Origin of the sequence: Psychrobacter piscatorii (assembly GCF_001444505.1) — a bacterium.
Taxonomy (GTDB): Bacteria; Pseudomonadota; Gammaproteobacteria; order Pseudomonadales; family Moraxellaceae; genus Psychrobacter; species Psychrobacter piscatorii_B.
In genome coordinates, this window is record NZ_LNDJ01000065.1 from 17,959 (window position 1) to 35,580 (window position 17,622).

Annotated in this window: 18 protein-coding genes; 11 read left to right on the forward strand and 7 right to left on the reverse strand. The window is 45.2% G+C overall.

The window, feature by feature from the left end; translation table 11 throughout:
- Positions 1-116: 116 nt before the first annotated feature.
- Entirely contained in the window at positions 117-1,241 is a 1,125-nt protein-coding gene (dnaJ, locus tag AS194_RS06660) for a molecular chaperone DnaJ (protein ID WP_058024731.1), read from the reverse strand.
- Between the two features lie 434 nt (positions 1,242-1,675).
- Between dnaJ and AS194_RS06665 the strand changes: the two genes are divergently transcribed.
- Positions 1,676-2,326 carry a DUF2939 domain-containing protein gene (locus AS194_RS06665; RefSeq protein ID WP_058024732.1) on the forward strand — a complete coding sequence of 217 codons (651 nt, stop codon included), beginning with the start codon at positions 1,676-1,678 and terminating at the stop codon, positions 2,324-2,326.
- Between the two features lie 140 nt (positions 2,327-2,466).
- Here AS194_RS06665 and AS194_RS06670 read toward each other — a convergent pair whose 3' ends face one another.
- Both AS194_RS06670 and AS194_RS06675 read right to left on the reverse strand, forming a co-directional pair.
- Entirely contained in the window at positions 2,467-3,531 is a 1,065-nt protein-coding gene (locus tag AS194_RS06670) for a disulfide isomerase DsbC N-terminal domain-containing protein (RefSeq protein WP_058024733.1), read from the reverse strand.
- 332 nt (positions 3,532-3,863) lie between these two features.
- Positions 3,864-4,568 (reverse strand): pseudouridine synthase, encoded by a 705-nt coding sequence (locus AS194_RS06675; RefSeq protein WP_058024734.1) that lies wholly within the window; start codon positions 4,566-4,568, stop codon positions 3,864-3,866.
- 197 nt (positions 4,569-4,765) lie between these two features.
- Between AS194_RS06675 and AS194_RS06680 the strand changes: the two genes are divergently transcribed.
- The 5 genes from AS194_RS06680 to AS194_RS06695 all read left to right on the forward strand — a co-directional run bounded on the left by AS194_RS06680 (position 4,766) and on the right by AS194_RS06695 (position 7,770).
- A complete protein-coding gene (locus AS194_RS06680) occupies positions 4,766-5,368 on the forward strand; it encodes a YigZ family protein (protein WP_058024735.1) in 603 nt (200 codons plus the stop codon).
- A 338-nt stretch (positions 5,369-5,706) separates the two neighbouring features.
- A complete protein-coding gene (locus tag AS194_RS06685; protein WP_058024736.1) occupies positions 5,707-6,756 on the forward strand; it encodes a YheT family hydrolase in 1,050 nt (349 codons plus the stop codon).
- Positions 6,757-6,830: 74 nt separating this feature from the next.
- Positions 6,831-7,373 carry an acyl-CoA thioesterase gene (locus AS194_RS06690; protein ID WP_058024737.1) on the forward strand — a complete coding sequence of 181 codons (543 nt, stop codon included), beginning with the start codon at positions 6,831-6,833 and terminating at the stop codon, positions 7,371-7,373.
- An 18-nt stretch (positions 7,374-7,391) separates the two neighbouring features.
- Positions 7,392-7,565, forward strand: coding sequence for a hypothetical protein (locus AS194_RS14170; protein ID WP_413771709.1), 174 nt, complete (start codon positions 7,392-7,394; stop codon positions 7,563-7,565).
- On the forward strand, positions 7,543-7,770 hold the full coding sequence (locus tag AS194_RS06695; protein ID WP_152978610.1) for a VOC family protein: 228 nt from the start codon (positions 7,543-7,545) through the stop codon (positions 7,768-7,770). Before AS194_RS14170 ends, AS194_RS06695 begins: the two co-directional genes overlap by 23 nt.
- Positions 7,771-7,868: 98 nt before the next feature.
- Here the strand turns inward: AS194_RS06695 and AS194_RS06700 are convergent, their stop codons facing one another.
- Positions 7,869-8,777 (reverse strand): abortive infection family protein, encoded by a 909-nt coding sequence (locus AS194_RS06700; protein ID WP_058024739.1) that lies wholly within the window; start codon positions 8,775-8,777, stop codon positions 7,869-7,871.
- Positions 8,778-8,992: 215 nt separating this feature from the next.
- Here AS194_RS06700 and AS194_RS06705 point away from each other — a divergent pair, with 215 nt between their 5' ends.
- Entirely contained in the window at positions 8,993-10,039 is a 1,047-nt protein-coding gene (locus AS194_RS06705; protein ID WP_058024740.1) for an NAD(P)H-dependent flavin oxidoreductase, read from the forward strand.
- A 1-nt stretch (position 10,040) separates the two neighbouring features.
- Here the strand turns inward: AS194_RS06705 and AS194_RS06710 are convergent, their stop codons facing one another.
- The gene (locus AS194_RS06710) at positions 10,041-10,991 is read right to left on the reverse strand and encodes an alpha/beta hydrolase (protein ID WP_058024741.1); all 951 of its coding nucleotides are present in this window, start codon (positions 10,989-10,991) and stop codon (positions 10,041-10,043) included.
- Between the two features lie 369 nt (positions 10,992-11,360).
- Between AS194_RS06710 and AS194_RS06715 the strand changes: the two genes are divergently transcribed.
- On the forward strand, positions 11,361-12,929 hold the full coding sequence (locus tag AS194_RS06715; protein ID WP_058024742.1) for an MATE family efflux transporter: 1,569 nt from the start codon (positions 11,361-11,363) through the stop codon (positions 12,927-12,929).
- A 152-nt stretch (positions 12,930-13,081) separates the two neighbouring features.
- Here the strand turns inward: AS194_RS06715 and AS194_RS06720 are convergent, their stop codons facing one another.
- Positions 13,082-13,798 carry an aspartate/glutamate racemase family protein gene (locus AS194_RS06720; protein ID WP_058024743.1) on the reverse strand — a complete coding sequence of 239 codons (717 nt, stop codon included), beginning with the start codon at positions 13,796-13,798 and terminating at the stop codon, positions 13,082-13,084.
- A gap of 217 nt (positions 13,799-14,015) precedes the next feature.
- Between AS194_RS06720 and AS194_RS06725 the strand changes: the two genes are divergently transcribed.
- From AS194_RS06725 to AS194_RS06735, 3 genes are all read left to right on the forward strand, one after another.
- Positions 14,016-14,270: a DUF2798 domain-containing protein gene (locus AS194_RS06725; protein ID WP_058024744.1), complete on the forward strand. Its 255-nt coding sequence runs from the start codon at positions 14,016-14,018 to the stop codon at positions 14,268-14,270.
- A 349-nt stretch (positions 14,271-14,619) separates the two neighbouring features.
- Positions 14,620-15,600: a zinc-binding dehydrogenase gene (locus tag AS194_RS06730; protein ID WP_058024745.1), complete on the forward strand. Its 981-nt coding sequence runs from the start codon at positions 14,620-14,622 to the stop codon at positions 15,598-15,600.
- Between the two features lie 220 nt (positions 15,601-15,820).
- Complete coding sequence (locus AS194_RS06735; protein ID WP_058024746.1) at positions 15,821-16,825, forward strand: YhdH/YhfP family quinone oxidoreductase; 1,005 nt, start codon at positions 15,821-15,823, stop codon at positions 16,823-16,825.
- Between the two features lie 77 nt (positions 16,826-16,902).
- Here the strand turns inward: AS194_RS06735 and AS194_RS06740 are convergent, their stop codons facing one another.
- On the reverse strand, positions 16,903-17,508 hold the full coding sequence (locus AS194_RS06740) for a hypothetical protein (protein WP_058024747.1): 606 nt from the start codon (positions 17,506-17,508) through the stop codon (positions 16,903-16,905).
- Positions 17,509-17,622 lie beyond the last annotated feature (114 nt).

The following is a 17,622-nucleotide window of genomic DNA, read 5'->3' on the forward strand; positions in this document are numbered from 1 at the left end:
TATCACTACCAGAGTGGTTTTTTATCAGCACAAGAAAAAGCCCAAAGGTTTCATGTGAAACCTTTGGGCTTACTTTCAGTATGGCTATCTAGCAACAGTCTGTCTTAGTTAAATAATCAGTCAAACAAATCGCCAATCTTTTTAAAGAAGGATTTTTTATGTGGCGACTGCTGATGTTTACTGTCATCATCCAGTGTATCTTGGAACTGACGCAATAGATCTTTTTGCTCACGAGTCAGATTGACAGGGGTTTCGATGACCACACGGCAGATCAAGTCGCCTTTCATCGTGGTGCGTACTGGCGTCACGCCTTTGCCGCGTACACGCAGCAATTTGCCACTCTGCGTCCCTTCTGCCACTTTGATTTTTACTTTACCATCCAAGGTTGGGATTTCAACTTCTTTACCAAGTGCGGCATCCGTGATACTGACTGGCACATCCATATAGAGGTCCGCGCCTTGACGAGTAAAGACGTTGTGCGGTTTGACACGTACTTCAACATACAAGTCGCCGTTCTGTACGCCTGCGGCGCCAGCTTCGCCTTCACCTGCCAGACGGACGCGATCACCATCATCGACGCCCGCTGGGATAGATACTTCTAGCGTGCGTGATTTGTCTTTGACGCCATTACCATGACAATCAGGGCAAGGGTTTTTGATTTGCTTACCAGAGCCGCCACACTGCGGACAAGTCTGCTGTACGGCAAAGAAACCTTGCTGCATGCGCACTTGACCCTGACCATGACACATCTGACAGGTCACGACATCAGAGGCATCTTTGGCACCTTTACCATCACAAGTGTCACATGGCGCTGGCGCGGTGAAGCTGATTTCTTTTTTGCAGCCGCGTACTGCTTCTTCTAATGTCAGCTCGATCACATAGCGCAAGTCAGAGCCGCGACGCGAGCGCCCACCACCGCCGCCACGTGATTGGCCAAAGATATCACCAAAGTTACCAAAAATATCGCCAAAGATGTCTTGGAAATTGCCGCCGCCTGCACCGCCACCCATGCCGTTTTCAAAGGCAGCATGACCCATGCGGTCATACGCTGAGCGCTTTTCTTCATCGCTCAGTACTTCATAAGCCATTGAGGCTTCTTTGAATTTGTCTTCAGAATCAGGGTCATCAGAGTTGCGATCTGGATGATATTTCATGGCAAGCTTGCGGTAAGCTCGCTTAATCTCCTTGCTGTCAGCGGTCTTGCTGACACCTAATACTTCATAAAAATCGCGTTTACTCATTGTTTCTCCTATCGTCTTCGTAGCACCACCAGCTCGTCAGTTCATTAGCTTTGATCAGCTTTTACCATTAACGGCCTTCATCTCATACACAATCACACAGCAACGTTTCATGTGAAACATGGCAAACCACAATGTCACAGGATGATAATATGTGCATGTAACGAAAAATACGGTGGGGGCTACTTAGCCAAATCAATTATAAAAAGTTTGCGCTATTTATGGAGATGGTCTGCTGATTTATCAAGCGCTTAAGTCATGAAATTCTTAGTTAGGGCAGTTAGGTTGCGATATACACGATTTATTAAGATTACTACAAAGCTTTTCATACCTGAATAAAGCTTTTCATACCTGAATAATGACGAATCGTGCTAGTATTTATCGCCATATCTACGGTCATTTATACCCATGACGTTTGCGACAAGGTTCCCCGTCTTATGAAAAAGCTGATTGTTTTATTAATCGTGATTGCCGTAGCAATCTATGCAGGCTCCCCTTACTACAGTGCTTATCAGCTCAAAAATGCTTATGATGCCAAAGACGGTGCCGCTATCGCAGCGACCATTGATTACGAGCAAGTGCGTCCAAGCATCCAACATCAGCTGACTGATCAATTTGCGACGACCATGACAAAGTACCCACTGATTGCTGAGCTGGGCGGAGACGCATTAACCCAAGCAGCCAACGGCTTTATCACAAAGGCCGTCGATGGTGCCATCACGCCGCAAAATATCGAAAAGGTCATTAACACTCAGGGTCAAGCCAATACAGCAACCAAAGAGCTGGCGGCGGCATGGGCCATCGCAAGCGATCAGGTCGATCTCAGAAACCTCATTCAAAGCTTGATCATGCAGCGCGGCGATGTCGATGCTGTGGTCAAGAGCCAAATCCAGCAAGTCATGAAAAAACAAGCCGCGGAGCTTGAGCAACAAGCCGCTCAAGGCAACGATAGCGATAAGCCAGCACTGAGTTACTGCGGTATCAATTGCTTTGCTATCAGCGGTCAAGTCAAAGGCTATCCGCTCACGATAGAGATGCAGCGCCAAGGCTTGATTAAGTGGAAGATCGTCGATATTGTCTTGCCATAAACAAGTTGAGACCGCTTTTGATATTCAACATTTTGATGAGTCAAACGATAAAAACCGCTCTATGAATCAGCTCATAAAGCGGTTTTTTGTGGCGTGATTTAAAACCTTTATTCACTAAAATGTGAACGACACCAATGTGATTATTCGATACCTAAAAATTCTAAAAACTCAGGACTCCCGAAGCTTGCTTGATATAGTACGCCGTCTTCACGGTAAATGGCAGGCGTTGCTATCACTGCCAGTCCAGCGGCTTTTTCGCGATTGGGCGTCACGTGGTCGGCGCTGCAATTTGCTGATGCAGGTGTCATCTCTCCTTGTAGCATCGCCTTATCAAATGCCTGACGACGACTGCTCTCGCTATCTTGGCACCAGATACCGCGCATTTGCTCAGGGGACTGCTCGTATATCGGATAGCCAATGATTTTTACCGTCACACCTTTGGCATTGAGCATGGATATTTGCTGATGAAATCGACGGCAATACGGGCAATTGACGTCATCAGCCACATAGATCACCGCCCTCTCAGGACTGGTCGCTGGATAAGTCATCAGCTGGCTTTCATCCAATGTCGCAAACACCGATTGATTTTTGCGCCGTTCAAACTTCTCATCGAGTCCGATAAATTGGCCATTTTCGATCACTGATATCTCACCATCAGTGATGTACTGCGCATCATCCGATAATAAGAAAGGCACCCCTTCTAGCGTTGCGCCCCAAATCACGCCCGGTACAGCCGTATAAAAGAACGGCGTTTTGGCGCTCATGTTTTTGAGCGCACGCGTATTTTTGAGCAGCGCCGATTTGACTGCTGCACTGACAGGCTTGCCTACCTGCGCACTCGTGCTGCGTACTAGTGTTTTGGTCACTACCCGCTTGCTTGGATTCTTTTTTAACTCACCTTGGATGACATAGCGACCGTCTTCGGTGATGTGCAATGGCGGCTGTTCAGCCAAGTTTACCTGATACATATTGGGTAATTTGGACGGCGCAATGGAGGTAATCTGCGTTTTGATACCGGCTTGGGTCAGCACTTGGCGCAACCGCTTATCGACCGTTGCACTTACCGCTTTGCTCGTCTGCATGCTTTGATTGTTTTGATTCAATTGAGTGCGCGTCGCATCCGCTGAGTTTGACTGAGCACAAGCCGTGGTTGCGAGTAGCACAAGGCTAATCAGGCTTACCGAATTAAAGGCAAATAGTTTCACAAAAGCAGTCCTCGTTAATGATTTATAAATTTTTTACTTCATAATATCCATCTTGATTGATCATCATAATATTATGTAAAAAAATAGATTGAGATATCAGACAGACTGTATCATAAGCAAGGTTTACACAAATGATTAGCGGCGCAATTTTGCAAAATGGCTACCCAGCTTTAAGAGATCGGCAACACCGGTAGATGGTAGAACAAACAGATAATAGATACGAAGGCAAATCAGCAGACAACAAAAAGCAGCACACGGTGTCGTGGCTGCTGATGAATTTAAAATAATAACTTAAACAGTAGTATGGATGCGCATACTACAGCAGTCAGAGACTAGAACTTGGCGACTTCTTCTGGCGTTAAGAAACGACTGTCGCCTTTTTCTAGGCCGTCTAGATTGATATGACCGATACTGGCGCGGTGCAGCTCCGTCACTCTATTGCCAAAGTAACCCATCATGCGTTTGACTTGATGGTATTTGCCCTGCTCTAGTGTCAGACGGGCGTGTGTCTCATCGATGAACTCAAGCGTAGCAGGTTTGGTCGGCTCATAGTCGCCTTCTAATAAGATACCTTCAGCGACTTTTCTCACGGCTTTTTCTTGGGCATCGCTATCCATCGGCGATGCTAGGGTCAGCTCATAGACCTTGGCGTGCTCATGTTTAGGACTGGTGACACGGTGTAGCCAGCCGCCATCATCACTCATGAGTAGCGCGCCGGTGGTGTCGACATCGAGACGACCAGCGATACGCAAGCTGCCCAGTTCTGGTACGGCAATCAGCTCAGTGACGATTGGGTATTCTTTGGCTTTTAGCGTACACTCAAAGCCTTCAGGTTTGTACAGCAAGATATAGCGATTGCCTGTTGCAACTGACAGCGGCTCGCCTGCCCACATCACCTCATCGTTGATGACATCGACATGTAGGCCTGGGTCTTTGACCACTTGATCGTTGACGGTGATCTCGCCGGCGTGCATGATCTTTTTTGATTCTTTACGCGACAGCTCGGTGGCTTTACTAATGAATTTATCTAAACGCATACTATTTACTACCATCGGTTTTATGATACCAGCCCTAAATCAGAAACTAACGACACCAGCACTCAGCCATGAGCGCCTCGTTATCTTCGATGGTTAGAAATGGTACTATAATGAAAAATAAAATGGATACTGCGGCCAATACGGACGACAGTGACAGTTAGCTAAGTTTACCATATCCAACCTAAGCCTGATGAAATATGAGCTATCAAACCCTAAAACGCGCCGTCACCGCGCGCCTAGAAATTAAGAAATCTGAGTTTATTGCTTACGCGTATCCGGTGATCTCGCGTGAAGAGGCTATGTTTCACGTGGAACAACTGCGCGAGCGATATCCAGATGCACGGCATTTTTGCTGGGGCTACATCATTGGTGACCCTGACAATACGACTAGCGCAGGTTTCGATGATGACGGCGAGCCAAGCGGCACCGCAGGCAGACCAATATTAAATGTCTTGCAGCACAAGTCCATCGGCAATGTCATCATCATCGTGGTGCGGTATTTCGGTGGTATCAAGCTGGGCGCTGGTGGTCTGACGCGCGCTTATGCAGGCTCCGCCCAAGCAGCGGTCGATGAGATGACATTGAACCCGTATATACCCATGGCACAGATTCAGATACTCGCAGAGTTCGCGACTGAAGCACAGTGCCGCTATATGATAGAGAGCTTGGACGGTCATATTGTTGATGTCGCCTACAGTAAACAAGTCACGCTGACCGCAACACTGGCACAGGCAGATATCGAGAGTCTAAAAGAGCGGCTGGCTATGGATGGTCGTGTATTGGATCAGCCAGAAGTCTAGAAGAAACTGATTAACCTTTCTCATTAGCCGCTTAGATATAGTAGAACCTCAATAAAATTGATACAGCATAGGAGACGCGCTTGATTAAATGCTACTTTTCTTGCTTGCTGTGACTGCGTCTCCAGAGGCTGCGAAAAATAGCGTTTAATCTTGCTATACCATTTTTATAATGGTTTCTCTATAGTTGTATTCAGTCGCCATTTATTAGCTTGTCAGCCATTTTCAGTAATCATGCGTCCACTGAAAATCATTGGTTTTTACAGATACTGGCGTTATGATAAAAAACCCTTACCACGCTACTTTTTTGTTTTTCCACGATCATTAAATAAGACCAAAATATGTCAACCTCAACCAAACCTTTTTCTCCAACGCCTTTTAAGCCGCCCTTTTGGCTGACCAATCCACATTTGCAAAGCATCCTGCCCAAGTTTTTTGCGCCAAAAGCACCCACCTATCGCCGCGAAGTCGAAAAAGACTCTTTGGATGAAAGCGATATTGCCTACGATTTTTATGATGCGCATCCAGTAGACACATCAAAAAACGGCGCGCTTGAGCAAACGCCATTGATTGTCTTATTCCATGGCATGGAAGGCAGTAGCGACAGCCATTATGCGCGCGCCTTGGCTTACCAGATGCACGCGCAAGGTTGGCACTTCGTGGTGGCACATTTTCGCAGTTGCGGCGGTATTCCTGCTAATGGCAGAGTTTTTTATAATGCGGGTGATACCGATGAAGTGCATCACGCGCTACAAAATCTAAAGCAGCAATATGCCAATATCTATGCAGTCGGTGTCTCTTTAGGTGGCAATGCACTGGCAAAATATATGGGCGAATACGAAGACAAGGTTCTTTGTAAAGGTGCCGTAGTTATCTCCGCCCCTGTTGATATGTCATCAGCGGCGCTTAGTATGCATAGCTTTTTAAGTCATCGCATTTATACGCCTTATTTGCTTAATCCAATTATCAAAAAAGCCTTGGCCAACGATATTACTCAAGAGGAGATCGACTCGATCAAAGCGGTCAATCGCATCAGTGATTTTGATGATATCTTTACCGCGCCGCGTCATGGCTACCGCTCTAACAACCACTACTATCAAGCCTCGTCCGCCCTTCCCTATTTGATCAAAGTGACCAAGCCTTTATTACTCATCAGTGCAAAGGACGATCCGTTTATTGGCTTTACCGCGACACCAAACGATGTCTCTGATAGCGTCACTATCTTAGATACTGAGCACGGTGGACATATCGGCTATTTGCGTTATCGCTCAGATAAAGGTCGAGCCAAAAATAATACTAATGGCAATTCTTCAAAATTTGATATCAACTGGATACCCGAAACGGTGAGTGCGTACTTCAATTGGATTGGGGTCGAGTCACGTAAAAAATAGGCCTAAGTAGCCCTGACAATAGCTCCTAATCTAACGATTTTTAATAATGCCCTTTAAACCTTCGAGACGACTTTATGTACCCATTTATCCGTTATGCCAGCACCATCGCTCATGCCGCCTTAAAAGCAAAAAAGGGCGATACCTTGACCCTAAAAGAAACCAGCGAGATCCAGTTTCGCTGTCGCCTGACGGATATCGATAATTTCTTGGAGATGAATAACGGTCGCGTATTCACGCTGTATGATTTGGGGCGTATGGACTTTGCCGTACGCACTGGGCTTGGCAAGCAGCTGATCAAACAGCGTTGGGGTCTGGTCATCGCTGGTAGTACTATCCAATATCGCAAGCGTATTCGTGCGTTTGACAAAGTCACGCTAAAAACCAAAATCGTCGGTATCGATGCGCGCTGGCTCTATATCGAGCAATCCATGTGGGTCAAGGGCAAACCTTGCTCCTCTGCGTTACTGCGTACAGGCGTGACCAAAGCTGGACGAGTAATCGACACGGCACAGGTACTGGCAGCATTAGGACAGTCTGACTGGGACCTACCGCCAACCGGCTATGTCGCCGAATGGATAGAGAGTGACGCTGATCGTCCATGGCCGCCGCAGGACTAGGATTGAGTAAGGATACTTATGAAATTTCGATATGCACGGCACACCAATAATTTGGGCACCCTTATTGATTTTTATCAGAATATTGTTGGACTAGAAAAGCTGGGCGGCTTCAAAGACCATAATAGCTACGATGGTGTTTTTTTTAGGATTTCCCAATCAAAATTGGCATATGGAGTTCACCTATTCCGCTGATAAAGCAAACTATCATCCTGACAGGGACGATTTGATCGTATTTTACTTAGATAGCGAAGAAGAAATCCAAACCATTATAGATAGGGCGAAACAGGCAGAGATACTACCAATCACCTCACAAAATCCTTATTGGAATGAAAACGGCATCGAGTTGACTGATCCAGACGGATTCGGCGTCATACTAACGATAAGTCCGTTGAAGTAGAGGACTAGAGTCAGTCTGTTTAGGGCGTATCATTGGAGTTTGCCGATTAGCGGTGATGATGTGGTTGGGCTGCTGATTATAAAAATGAGTCAGTTTTCTTAGCTATCTTTTCTCATTTCATGCGTTTCTAGTAGATATATAGCTAAGGTAGATGATGCTCCAACTGCTAACTTAGCGTGCCTAGGTTGTAGACCTTTGAAATCACTATCTTTGCCATGACCACTACCATATTCGTTTCTAACCTCTGCAATGCCTTGGACAACAGCAGACAAGCTACCTAGAATCTGTCGTATCGAACTCGCTGCTTTTGCTTCATTAGATATATTGTCAGGCGTAATTTTGAGCAGCTTAGTGGTTTCTTTCATTAATTTAGATAAGTCCCAGTTTTTATTGTATTCTTCTTGCCTACTTTTAAAGATTGATTTACAAGCAGTTTCAATCAACTCTTTCGCTACTCCTATCGCTTGATAAGGTGAAGTTTCAATTGATGATTCCATTAAGTTAATCTGCTGAGAAACGTACTCAGCGTTAAAAATAACTTTGATTTCATTACTTTTTCTTTCGATCGATGTTTTTCCTGTAAACTTCATTTTTCCACTAAAAACTGGTCTACCAGATATTTTGGTTGTTTCAACAATCTCGAACTCATCATGATACAAATTATCGTTGAGTACCTTTGTTATTCTTTCAACTTCCTTTTGATCAGTTCTTACCACTGGATGTATCATCAGACAGAGAAAGTTCAAAAGAGTGGCGTCATCGCAATTTAACAAGTTAAATCTTGCATCACTGAATACCCAATCATCCTCCCAGTCATAATTATTAATTCTGTGTTGCCATATATCACCTGCAGCATTTTCGTATCTAGAATCTGTAGAAGGCATGCTCTCTAAATCATAAATTCTAGATAAAAACTCTGTTTCATCTAGCTTTCCTGCCCACCAAATCTCTTCTATTTTTAAGATATCAAATATGTTGCGTCGAGTAATTTGAGATATTTTATTCATTATTTATTTCAACTTTCTTTGGCTAGACATTTAGTAATATCAAGTATATGTATTAATAAGCTTTAACTACAGTTTTATAGTCAAATATTTTAACTACAAATTTATAGCCAAAACCCACCCCTTATTCAGCAACTAAATAAACACTATCCAACACGCGCACCGCCTACCTCTGCTACAGTAAGTCATGCAAATATCCTAATAAAAAGGAGCCATTCATGAGCTTACTCAATACGCTTAACCTCACCTATCCGATTATCCAAGCGCCAATGGCAGGCGGTGCCACCACTCCTGAGTTGATTGCAAGTGTCAGTAACTTTGGTGGACTGGGTTCATTAGGCGCTGGCATGACTGCGCCAGACGTTTTGGATAGCCAAATCAATACGATTAAAACCCTGACCGACCGTCCTTTTATGGTCAATCTGATGGTGCTATCTGAGCAGGAGTCGAGCAGCTTTGATACCGCCATGCCGAATTGGCTGAGCAATTATTACCAAGAGCAGAATATAGAATTTACGCTACCCACGCGTCCAGCACAGAGCTTTGCTGAACAGTTGCAAGTCCTCTATGACAACCCTGTACCTGTCGCCAGTTTTACTTTTGGTATTATCAGCACCGAGCAAGTTCAGCGTCTGCAACGTGTCGGTACGCGCGTCATCGGTACGGCAAACCATCCATTAGAAGCCAAAGCATGGAGCGAGATTGGTGCAGATGCAGTTTGTGTACAAGGCGTAGAAGCAGGTGGTCATCGCGGTGGTTGGTTGCCACAAAGCGAAACCGATCCATTAGGATTATTGACGCTGATTAGCCAAACGCACGCTTGCACAGATATTCCGTTGATTGCCGCAGGTGGCATTATGACGGGACAGGATATCAAGGCAGTACAAGCGGCAGGAGCCGAACTTGCGCAAATGGGAACGGCATTTTTGACCACAGATCAATGCGGTATTAATGATACGTATAAACAAGCGCTCATTGATGCCAGTCAAGGGTTACGCAGTAGCGAGACGTGCTTAACACGACTGTTCTCAGGTAAGCTTGCACGTGGATTATTAAACAACTATTTGCGTGATTTTGCTCAATTTGAGAGTGCAGATGCGCTACCGCCCTACCCGCAACTCAATGCCATGACCAAGTTTATGCGAGCGGATGCGGCCAAGCGTTTGGACGCCGAGCATCTGTCGTTATGGGCAGGGCAAGGCGTCACGTTAGTCAGAGACGAAAGTACAGACGCCTTACTGACACGATTAACAAAAGACGTGTGAATTACTGACCCTTCAGCGTTGCACGAAACCCTTTATAGTCATCAGCCGTCTTTGTGGCCGCCTCGATCATCGGCACATGACCGATATCTTCCATCATAATGACTTGCGCTTGCGGGATGATGTCTTTGATCACATTGACCGTTTCAGGTTTGATGACTTGATCTTTATCACCCCAAACCACGAGCGTTGGAATATTATAGTCCGCGATGATTTGAGCACGCTCCTCGACATTATCAGTGACGATTTGCTCAAGGATTTTGGCGTCCAACTCCTTATTATTGATACGCTCTTGCGCGAATACCGCTTTGACTGACTTGGGCAAATAAGGCGGCTTATACATGACAAAATCGTACATCTTATAGAAGTCTTCTTTGCTATTGATCAGCAATGGGTTGTTCTCAAGGGTTGCGCCCTCAAGCGATTTTGGCACGCCTGCTGACCAAAACCCTGCGCTATCGACAAGCCACAGACTCTTGACGTCTTGTGGGTACTTTGCGGCATAAGCGACACTGATCGCGCCGCCCATCGAGTTACCGCCGATGTGAATATTGCTTGCTAATCCTTTAGCTTGCAACAGCTCATGTAAGCGCGTGGCCTGTGCCTGTGAGCGGTAGTCTGCGCTCATAGGTTTGCTCGACTCGCCAAAACCCAGCAGATCAGGAATGATCAGATGATAGTCCTCTAATTCGTCAGCGATACGGGTGAAGTTGTCCTTATTACCACCAAAACCGTGAATGAGAAGTAGTGGCTCGGCGGTGAGATTATTATTTTCGGCATAAACTAACTTGTCGCCAGAAGTTAGCGTAAATGATTTGACATCCAGATCAGACTTATTGCGCTCATATTGGATAATTTTTTGAGTGGTGTTAACGGCAAGCGTATTGGGCGCTGTGGTACAGCCTACGATAGAGAGACTAAATAGTGCGGCAAGGCCTAAGCGTTTAAATAGCATGGAGGCATCCTTGTTTAGAAATATAGTCAATCCACTCTTAAATTGGATCAACTGTAGTATAAAAAGTATCTACGTTATGATTCTAACGACAAATGCGGCTTTATATTTATAAATCTCTTACTTGGTAGTCAAATCAGCCTCATAGAAGATATAACTTCAAAAGGACAGTAACAACGTTAGTAACACATTTATTACTAGAGCTTATGCCAGCACTTGATCTGCTTACCGTTCTAATAAAAATGGCACGGGCATTGTCATTTACAATAAGCGTTTTTATGCGATCTGTTTCAAGGTCGTTACCTACCCCTATCCTAAGACGCATTTTTATCATAAACCAACGCCCATTTGAATGGCGCAAAAGGAAAGACATTGAGCGACACCAGTATTGCCACTGACAAACGGCGTGACCTTACCGAAGGGTCGATTGCCAAAACGATGCTCTTATTTGCCTTGCCAACCCTTGGATCGTCAGCGCTACAGTCGTTGAACGGCTCCATCAACGCCGTCTGGGTGGGGCGCTTTTTGGGGGAAGAGGCGCTCGCCGCGACAGCGAACGGCAACATTTTGATGTTTATACTCATCTCCTTTGTCTTTGGTTTTGGTATGGCGTCTACTATTTTGATTGGTCAGGCCATGGGACGCCGTGATGAGACGATGGTCAAAAGGACCATGGGCACGGCGCTCGGCAGTATTATTCCGATCAGTATAGTGGTGTCAGCAGGAGGATGGATATTTGCGCCAATGCTGCTAGATTTGCTTGGCACGCCAGCCAGTGCGGTGGATCTGGCTCTGACCTATCTACGGATGATTTTTGCTGCGATGCCCATCACGCTCACGTTTACGCTGATCATGATGGCACTGCGCGGGACGGGCGATTCTACGACGCCGCTTTGGTTTATCATTATATCGGTGGTGATCGATCTGATTTTGACGCCGACACTGATTTTGGGTCTAGGGCCTTTTCCTGAATGGGGGATATTTGGCTCGGCTTTTGCCACCGCCGCTGCAAACACGCTCGCGCTTATTGGCATGGTTATCACGATGTATATGCGCGGCTCTGTGCTGACACTCAGCATGCCAGAGCTGCGCTTTTTGCGCGCAGACCGAGATATTTTAAAATCGATGTTTTCAAAAGGGTTGCCGATGGGCCTGCAGATGATTGTCATCTCTTCGGCGGCATTAACGATGCTGTCACTGATCAACCGTGAAGGGGTACAGACCACAGCTGCCTATAGTGCCACCCAGCAGCTTTGGACATACGTGCAGATGCCTGCAATGGCACTAAGTGCCGCAGCCAGCGCGATGGTTGCACAAAATATCGGTGCCAATCAATGGGCCAGAGTCTCAGACATCACTCGTTGGGGACTCATCTTTAACGTGATATTGACAGGCGCAATTATCGCGGTGCTGACAATGTTTGATGGCACTATTTTGGGTTTTTTCCTTGGTAGTGATAGCGAAGCGTTGCCCATCGGAGAACACATTCAGCTCATGGCAACATGGGGTTTTATATTTTTTGGAATAGCGCAAGTGCTGTTTGGCACCATGCGGGCGAACGGTTATGTGATTTGGCCATTGGTCGTTATGGCGATCTCAATGTATCCCGTGCGCCTTGGATTTGCGTTTGGGCTTTATCCCCTACTCGGTGAGGATGCGCTTTGGCTGTCATTTCCAGCAGGCATGGTAGCCACGGCGCTGATGGGAGCAGGACTATATCTGTATGGCGGATGGCGCAAGGGCAAGAACTTGGTCGCAGAAGAAGCGGCACAAGGGAGCGAAGGATATCGTGTACATGGCGGTACCTCTGCGTCGTGTCGTGACATCACCCCGACGACGGTATGGAAACTGTTCCCTTTGCGCCGTATCACAAGGTTACACCGACGACTTCGTAAACGACTCTACAGGCACCGTATGATTAGAAACAGTAAAGGATCATAGCGTGGTTTATAGATACGATTAGCTCAAGCGCGCTTAATCATTACGGCTTTTGTTCGTTGATATTTGATATTTGATATTTGGTATCACCTTGACTGAATAAAACGCACCGTATATAAAAACCTTTTCTGGGTTAAGCGTTGGCTACTAACACATTACAATGCTATATCAGCCAATAAAAAATCTACCGCAGCGGCGGCATGAATCGCTGTGGTGTCAAATACAGGGATTGAGCTGTCGTCTTGCGTGATCAACAGGCCAATCTCAGTACAGCCTAGTATCACCCCCTCTGCTCCTTGCTCAGCAAGCTTAGTTATGACATCGATATAATATTCGCGTGAGCTGTCTTTGAACTTACCGACGCACAGCTCTTTTTTGATGATACGGTGTATCTCTGCCCGCTCGTCCTCGGCAGGTATCAACACTTCTAGCCCTGCATCAATCAGACACTGCTTATAAAATTCCTGAGTCATCGTAAACTGTGTACCCAGTAATGCAATTGTGCTGATATTTTGTACTTTGATGGCATCGATAGTGGCGTCTGCAATATGAATGATGGGTAGATCAGTCGCTGCTTCTACATCGCCAAACAATTTGTGCATGGTGTTGGTCGCGATTAATAATCCTTGTGCGCCAGCCGCTTGTAGACGCTTGCCGCTACTCGCCATCATCGCGCCCAGCTCGTCCCATTCACCCGTTTCTTGTAGCGTATTGATGGGGCCAAAATCGACACTATGGATCAGTAAATCTGCTGAATGTAATCCACCCAATTTAGCTTTGATGCCTTCATTAATAATACGATAGTAGCTTTCGGTACTCTCCCAACTCATACCGCCTATAATGCCAAGTGTTCGCTGTGCTTGGTCTGCCATTTTATTGTCCTATTTATCGTTTAGTCTTACTTATCATAGATTATCGTAGCAAAAGTTGCTCTCTAGAAGAGCGCATTATCTAGAGATATTGTTTTTCTCAAGATAAAAAGATGGTTATGAATCTATAGCAAACCTGACGATTGATAATAACGATTTTACCAGTCCGTCATCACGGAGTATCATGAGCACTGCTATCACTTGTAGGACAATCGAAACTATGGCCAACTTCCCCACCATCAGAATACGCACCCGCCGCAAATACTATCGCCTGATCTTTACCGGTCTTATGGCGATGATGATGTCACTGATTATCTCATCGGCGCTGATGCTCATTAAGGTGGGCTTTATTGACGGTTTTTTTACCGAGCTGATGCACTCATGGGGACTGGCCTTTATCGTGGCATGGCCCAGCGCGTATTTTTGTGCTTATATGGTGCAGGAGCATGTGCTCAGTAAGATCGAGTTTTATTAAGCCCCTATTTTATTAAGCCTCTATATAGTCAATCTCTTTCCATATAGCGCTGTTTCATTGACAGCTCAAGCACTATGTCTGTACATGATCAGTATGGCGACTGCTCATCTTTATCAAATGCAGTAATCAATATCTATGCTGTCAAGACAATGACTGAGCATTTAATCCACCTGAAACAAAACCATACATAACGTTATCATCTATTTACTAGACGACCAGTCTATTGTTATTCTATAGTATGATCCATACTGATTATATTTAAACCAGATCACACAGTACGATAGCTACACCATAATGTGATGCTCTGGGTCCCACACACATAACAACAAATAATTGATTAAGGATAATTATGCGCGTTGCTACTTATGATCATTTTGGCAAACCTTCCGACGTACTGAGCGTGGGCGAGCGTCCTATGCCGCAGCCTGCTGCCAACGAAGTACGTATCAAAACCATCCTTTCCCCCATTCATAACCACGACATGCTAACGGTCAGCGGGCAATACGGCTACAAGCCAGAAATGCCAGCGGTTGGCGGTAGTGAAGCGCTCGGTATCATCGATGCGGTCGGTGATGACGTCACAGACCTAAGCGTCGGTCAGCGTGTGGCTTGTGCCAGCGTACATGAGACGTGGGCGGAGTATTTTGTTGCCCCTGCCACTATGGTGTTTGGCATCCCTGATAGCATCGAAGACGAACTGGCCGCCCAGCTGATCGCCATGCCATTATCCGCCTTGATGCTGCTTGAATTCCTAGAAGTCGAGAGTGGTCAGTGGATCATTCATAACGCGGCCAATGGCGCTGTTGGTAAAACACTAGCCATGCTAGCAGCGGCACGCGGTGTGAACACCATTAATCTCGTGCGTAGCAAAGACTCGTTAGAAGAGCTGACCGAGCTTGGTATCAAAAACAATGTCGTCACTGCTGATGATGACAATTGGCAAGACCAAGTCCGCGATATCATCGGTGATGACAAAATCACCGCTGCTGTGGACTCCGTCGGTGGTGAATCAAGCAATGAGCTGCTATCGCTACTCGGTAGCAACGGCACGTTGGTCTCGTTTGGTATTATGTCAGGTAAACCAATGCAACTAGACGCTGGCAGCCTGATCTTTAAGCAAGCTATCGTCAAAGGCTTCTGGGGCAGCAAAACCAGCCAAGAAATGGATCTGGACAACAAACAGCGTCTGATTGATGAATTACTAGAGCGCGCGACTAACGGCAATCTAAAATTACCAATTGAAGCGGTTTATGGGCTTGATGAGATTACCAAAGCCGTCTCAGGTGATGTGCAATCTGGCAAAAAAGGTAAGGTACTATTAAAACCTTAGTACCTTTAAAGTACTGTCAAAACTATAATTTACACACTAACCTTTCAATGACTATTGTCATCAGAGGTAGCATAAAATAAGAAGAAGCCCGTTTGTATTTATCCTAAAGTACAGTGGTTTTTTTTGCTTTAGTGACTTTGCAGTCATGAGATAATGAAGCATGCGATAGTTAAGCCATGACTCATGAACATAAACAATAAAACGTAATAGGGATATCACTATGTCAAACGAGAAAACGTTTAAAGCCTTAGTCGTTGAAGAAACTAACGACGGCGAATTCAAAAAAAGCATTCAAGAGCGCAAAGTCAGTGACTTACCAGAGAATGACTTGCTCATCGAAGTGCATTATTCATCATTGAACTTCAAAGATGCCATGTCAGCGTCAGGCAATAAGCGAATCACCAGAGAGTATCCGCACACCCCAGGTATCGACGCAGCTGGCGTGGTCATCAGTGATAAATCAGGCACGTTTAGCGCAGGGCAAGAAGTGTTGGTATTCGGCTATGATCTCGGCATGGACACCGCAGGCGGGCTTGGCCAGATAATCTCGATACCCGCTGATTGGGCGATAGAATGTCCAACATCATTAACATTAAAAGAAGCGATGATTTATGGTACTGGCGGCCTAACCGCAGCCTTAAGCGTGCAAAAGCTTGAGAAAATGGGCGCAAAACCAAGTGATGGTCCTGTTGCTGTGACTGGTGCAACGGGCGGCGTGGGTAGTATCAGTATCGCTATCCTCGCGCAGCTTGGCTATGAGGTTATTGCCTTCTCAGGTAAGCCAGAACAGAGTGAGCATCTAAAAGAGCTGGGCGCAAGCGAAGTGCGTCATCGCGATACGATCAATGAAATCGGTAACAAACCTATCGGCCGTGAGCTGTGGGCCAATGCCATTGATACGCTCGGTGGCGATTATCTAGCTAATTTGCTCAAGCAAACCAAAGCGGGCGGCGCAGTGACCAGTTGCGGCCTAGCGGGCGGTGCGGAGTTTTCGATGACAGTCATGCCATTTATCACCAGAGCAGTGTCATTATTGGGTGTCGACTCGGTTTATATCCCGCTAGCTGATAAAGAAGCTATTTGGCAACGTGTCGCCACCGATATGAAGCTGCCTAATCTAGAGAACTATGGTGAAGAGATCACCCTTGAGCAAACGCCTGAGTACTTAGATCGCTTTATTTCGAGTAAGGTGGTTGGGCGTTATGTGGTGAATGTGAAGGGTTAGTTTTTGGTTAGAAGTTAGGTTTTGTAAGCAACGGCAGTGCTTCTTTTGAGGTGCTGCTTTTTTTATTTTTTAAAAGATTATTGTTTGATATCGAATACAATGTTTTTAACGTCAAATTCGTTACAGTTAATTCTTGGCGTCTCTAACCCTTCAATATTATAGAAATTGGACATTAGCTCTATTGCACTAGCAAAATTATCTTCAGTCGGCTCTAGTATTTCAGAGTAAATAGATAGTTTGTCTAATTTAAGGGTGGTACTCAATGTTCTAACCACTGAGTCTTGAACATTCGAATGCAAATATTCAATATTATAATCAATGGTCACTGATATATAACCATTCTCTACCTTTCCAAAAGTTAGCTTTGATACAGATACAGGATGATGTGTCCATAATATATAAACTGAAGCATCGATATAATTTTTCTCAGGATAAATCGGAAAATCAAAAGCTCGATTTTCGAGTTGCTTTAGATCATTGATATCAACACTTATGAAATCTAGAATCAAAGAAGTATCAATAACTTCATTATCAATTTCAAACGTGTCTAGCTCAACCTCTATACTATAAAATAGTGTCATAGGAATGTTGACATAGTCATTCTTAAATATTAGAGCATCTATTTTTCCACCTTTTGGTACGACTAGATCATAGTTAAACGGTTTATTCTCTTCGTTATCCATTTGAGATAGTCCTATATATACTTAAAATAAGAAATAGTATATTCGATATTTATTTGAGTATTACTAATCGTAGTTTAAAATTCAACTTAAATTTTGGGGCTGTCCTAGATAACT

What these genes read in the sequence shown, in the direction of transcription:
- AS194_RS06740 (WP_058024747.1), bottom strand. Translation starts at nt 17,508, where the DNA reads ATGGATAACGAAGAGAATAAACCGTTTAACTATGATCTAGTCGTACCA.
- AS194_RS06705 (WP_058024740.1), top strand. Translation starts at nt 8,993, where the DNA reads ATGAGCTTACTCAATACGCTTAACCTCACCTATCCGATTATCCAAGCG.
- AS194_RS06710 (WP_058024741.1), bottom strand. Translation starts at nt 10,991, where the DNA reads ATGCTATTTAAACGCTTAGGCCTTGCCGCACTATTTAGTCTCTCTATC.
- AS194_RS06675 (WP_058024734.1), bottom strand. Translation starts at nt 4,568, where the DNA reads ATGCGTTTAGATAAATTCATTAGTAAAGCCACCGAGCTGTCGCGTAAA.
- AS194_RS06680 (WP_058024735.1), top strand. Translation starts at nt 4,766, where the DNA reads ATGAGCTATCAAACCCTAAAACGCGCCGTCACCGCGCGCCTAGAAATT.
- AS194_RS06735 (WP_058024746.1), top strand. Translation starts at nt 15,821, where the DNA reads ATGTCAAACGAGAAAACGTTTAAAGCCTTAGTCGTTGAAGAAACTAAC.
- AS194_RS06665 (WP_058024732.1), top strand. Translation starts at nt 1,676, where the DNA reads ATGAAAAAGCTGATTGTTTTATTAATCGTGATTGCCGTAGCAATCTAT.
- AS194_RS14170 (WP_413771709.1), top strand. Translation starts at nt 7,392, where the DNA reads ATGAAATTTCGATATGCACGGCACACCAATAATTTGGGCACCCTTATT.
- AS194_RS06695 (WP_152978610.1), top strand. Translation starts at nt 7,543, where the DNA reads ATGGAGTTCACCTATTCCGCTGATAAAGCAAACTATCATCCTGACAGG.
- AS194_RS06700 (WP_058024739.1), bottom strand. Translation starts at nt 8,777, where the DNA reads ATGAATAAAATATCTCAAATTACTCGACGCAACATATTTGATATCTTA.
- AS194_RS06725 (WP_058024744.1), top strand. Translation starts at nt 14,016, where the DNA reads ATGGCCAACTTCCCCACCATCAGAATACGCACCCGCCGCAAATACTAT.
- AS194_RS06720 (WP_058024743.1), bottom strand. Translation starts at nt 13,798, where the DNA reads ATGGCAGACCAAGCACAGCGAACACTTGGCATTATAGGCGGTATGAGT.
- AS194_RS06690 (WP_058024737.1), top strand. Translation starts at nt 6,831, where the DNA reads ATGTACCCATTTATCCGTTATGCCAGCACCATCGCTCATGCCGCCTTA.
- AS194_RS06685 (WP_058024736.1), top strand. Translation starts at nt 5,707, where the DNA reads ATGTCAACCTCAACCAAACCTTTTTCTCCAACGCCTTTTAAGCCGCCC.
- dnaJ (WP_058024731.1), bottom strand. Translation starts at nt 1,241, where the DNA reads ATGAGTAAACGCGATTTTTATGAAGTATTAGGTGTCAGCAAGACCGCT.
- AS194_RS06730 (WP_058024745.1), top strand. Translation starts at nt 14,620, where the DNA reads ATGCGCGTTGCTACTTATGATCATTTTGGCAAACCTTCCGACGTACTG.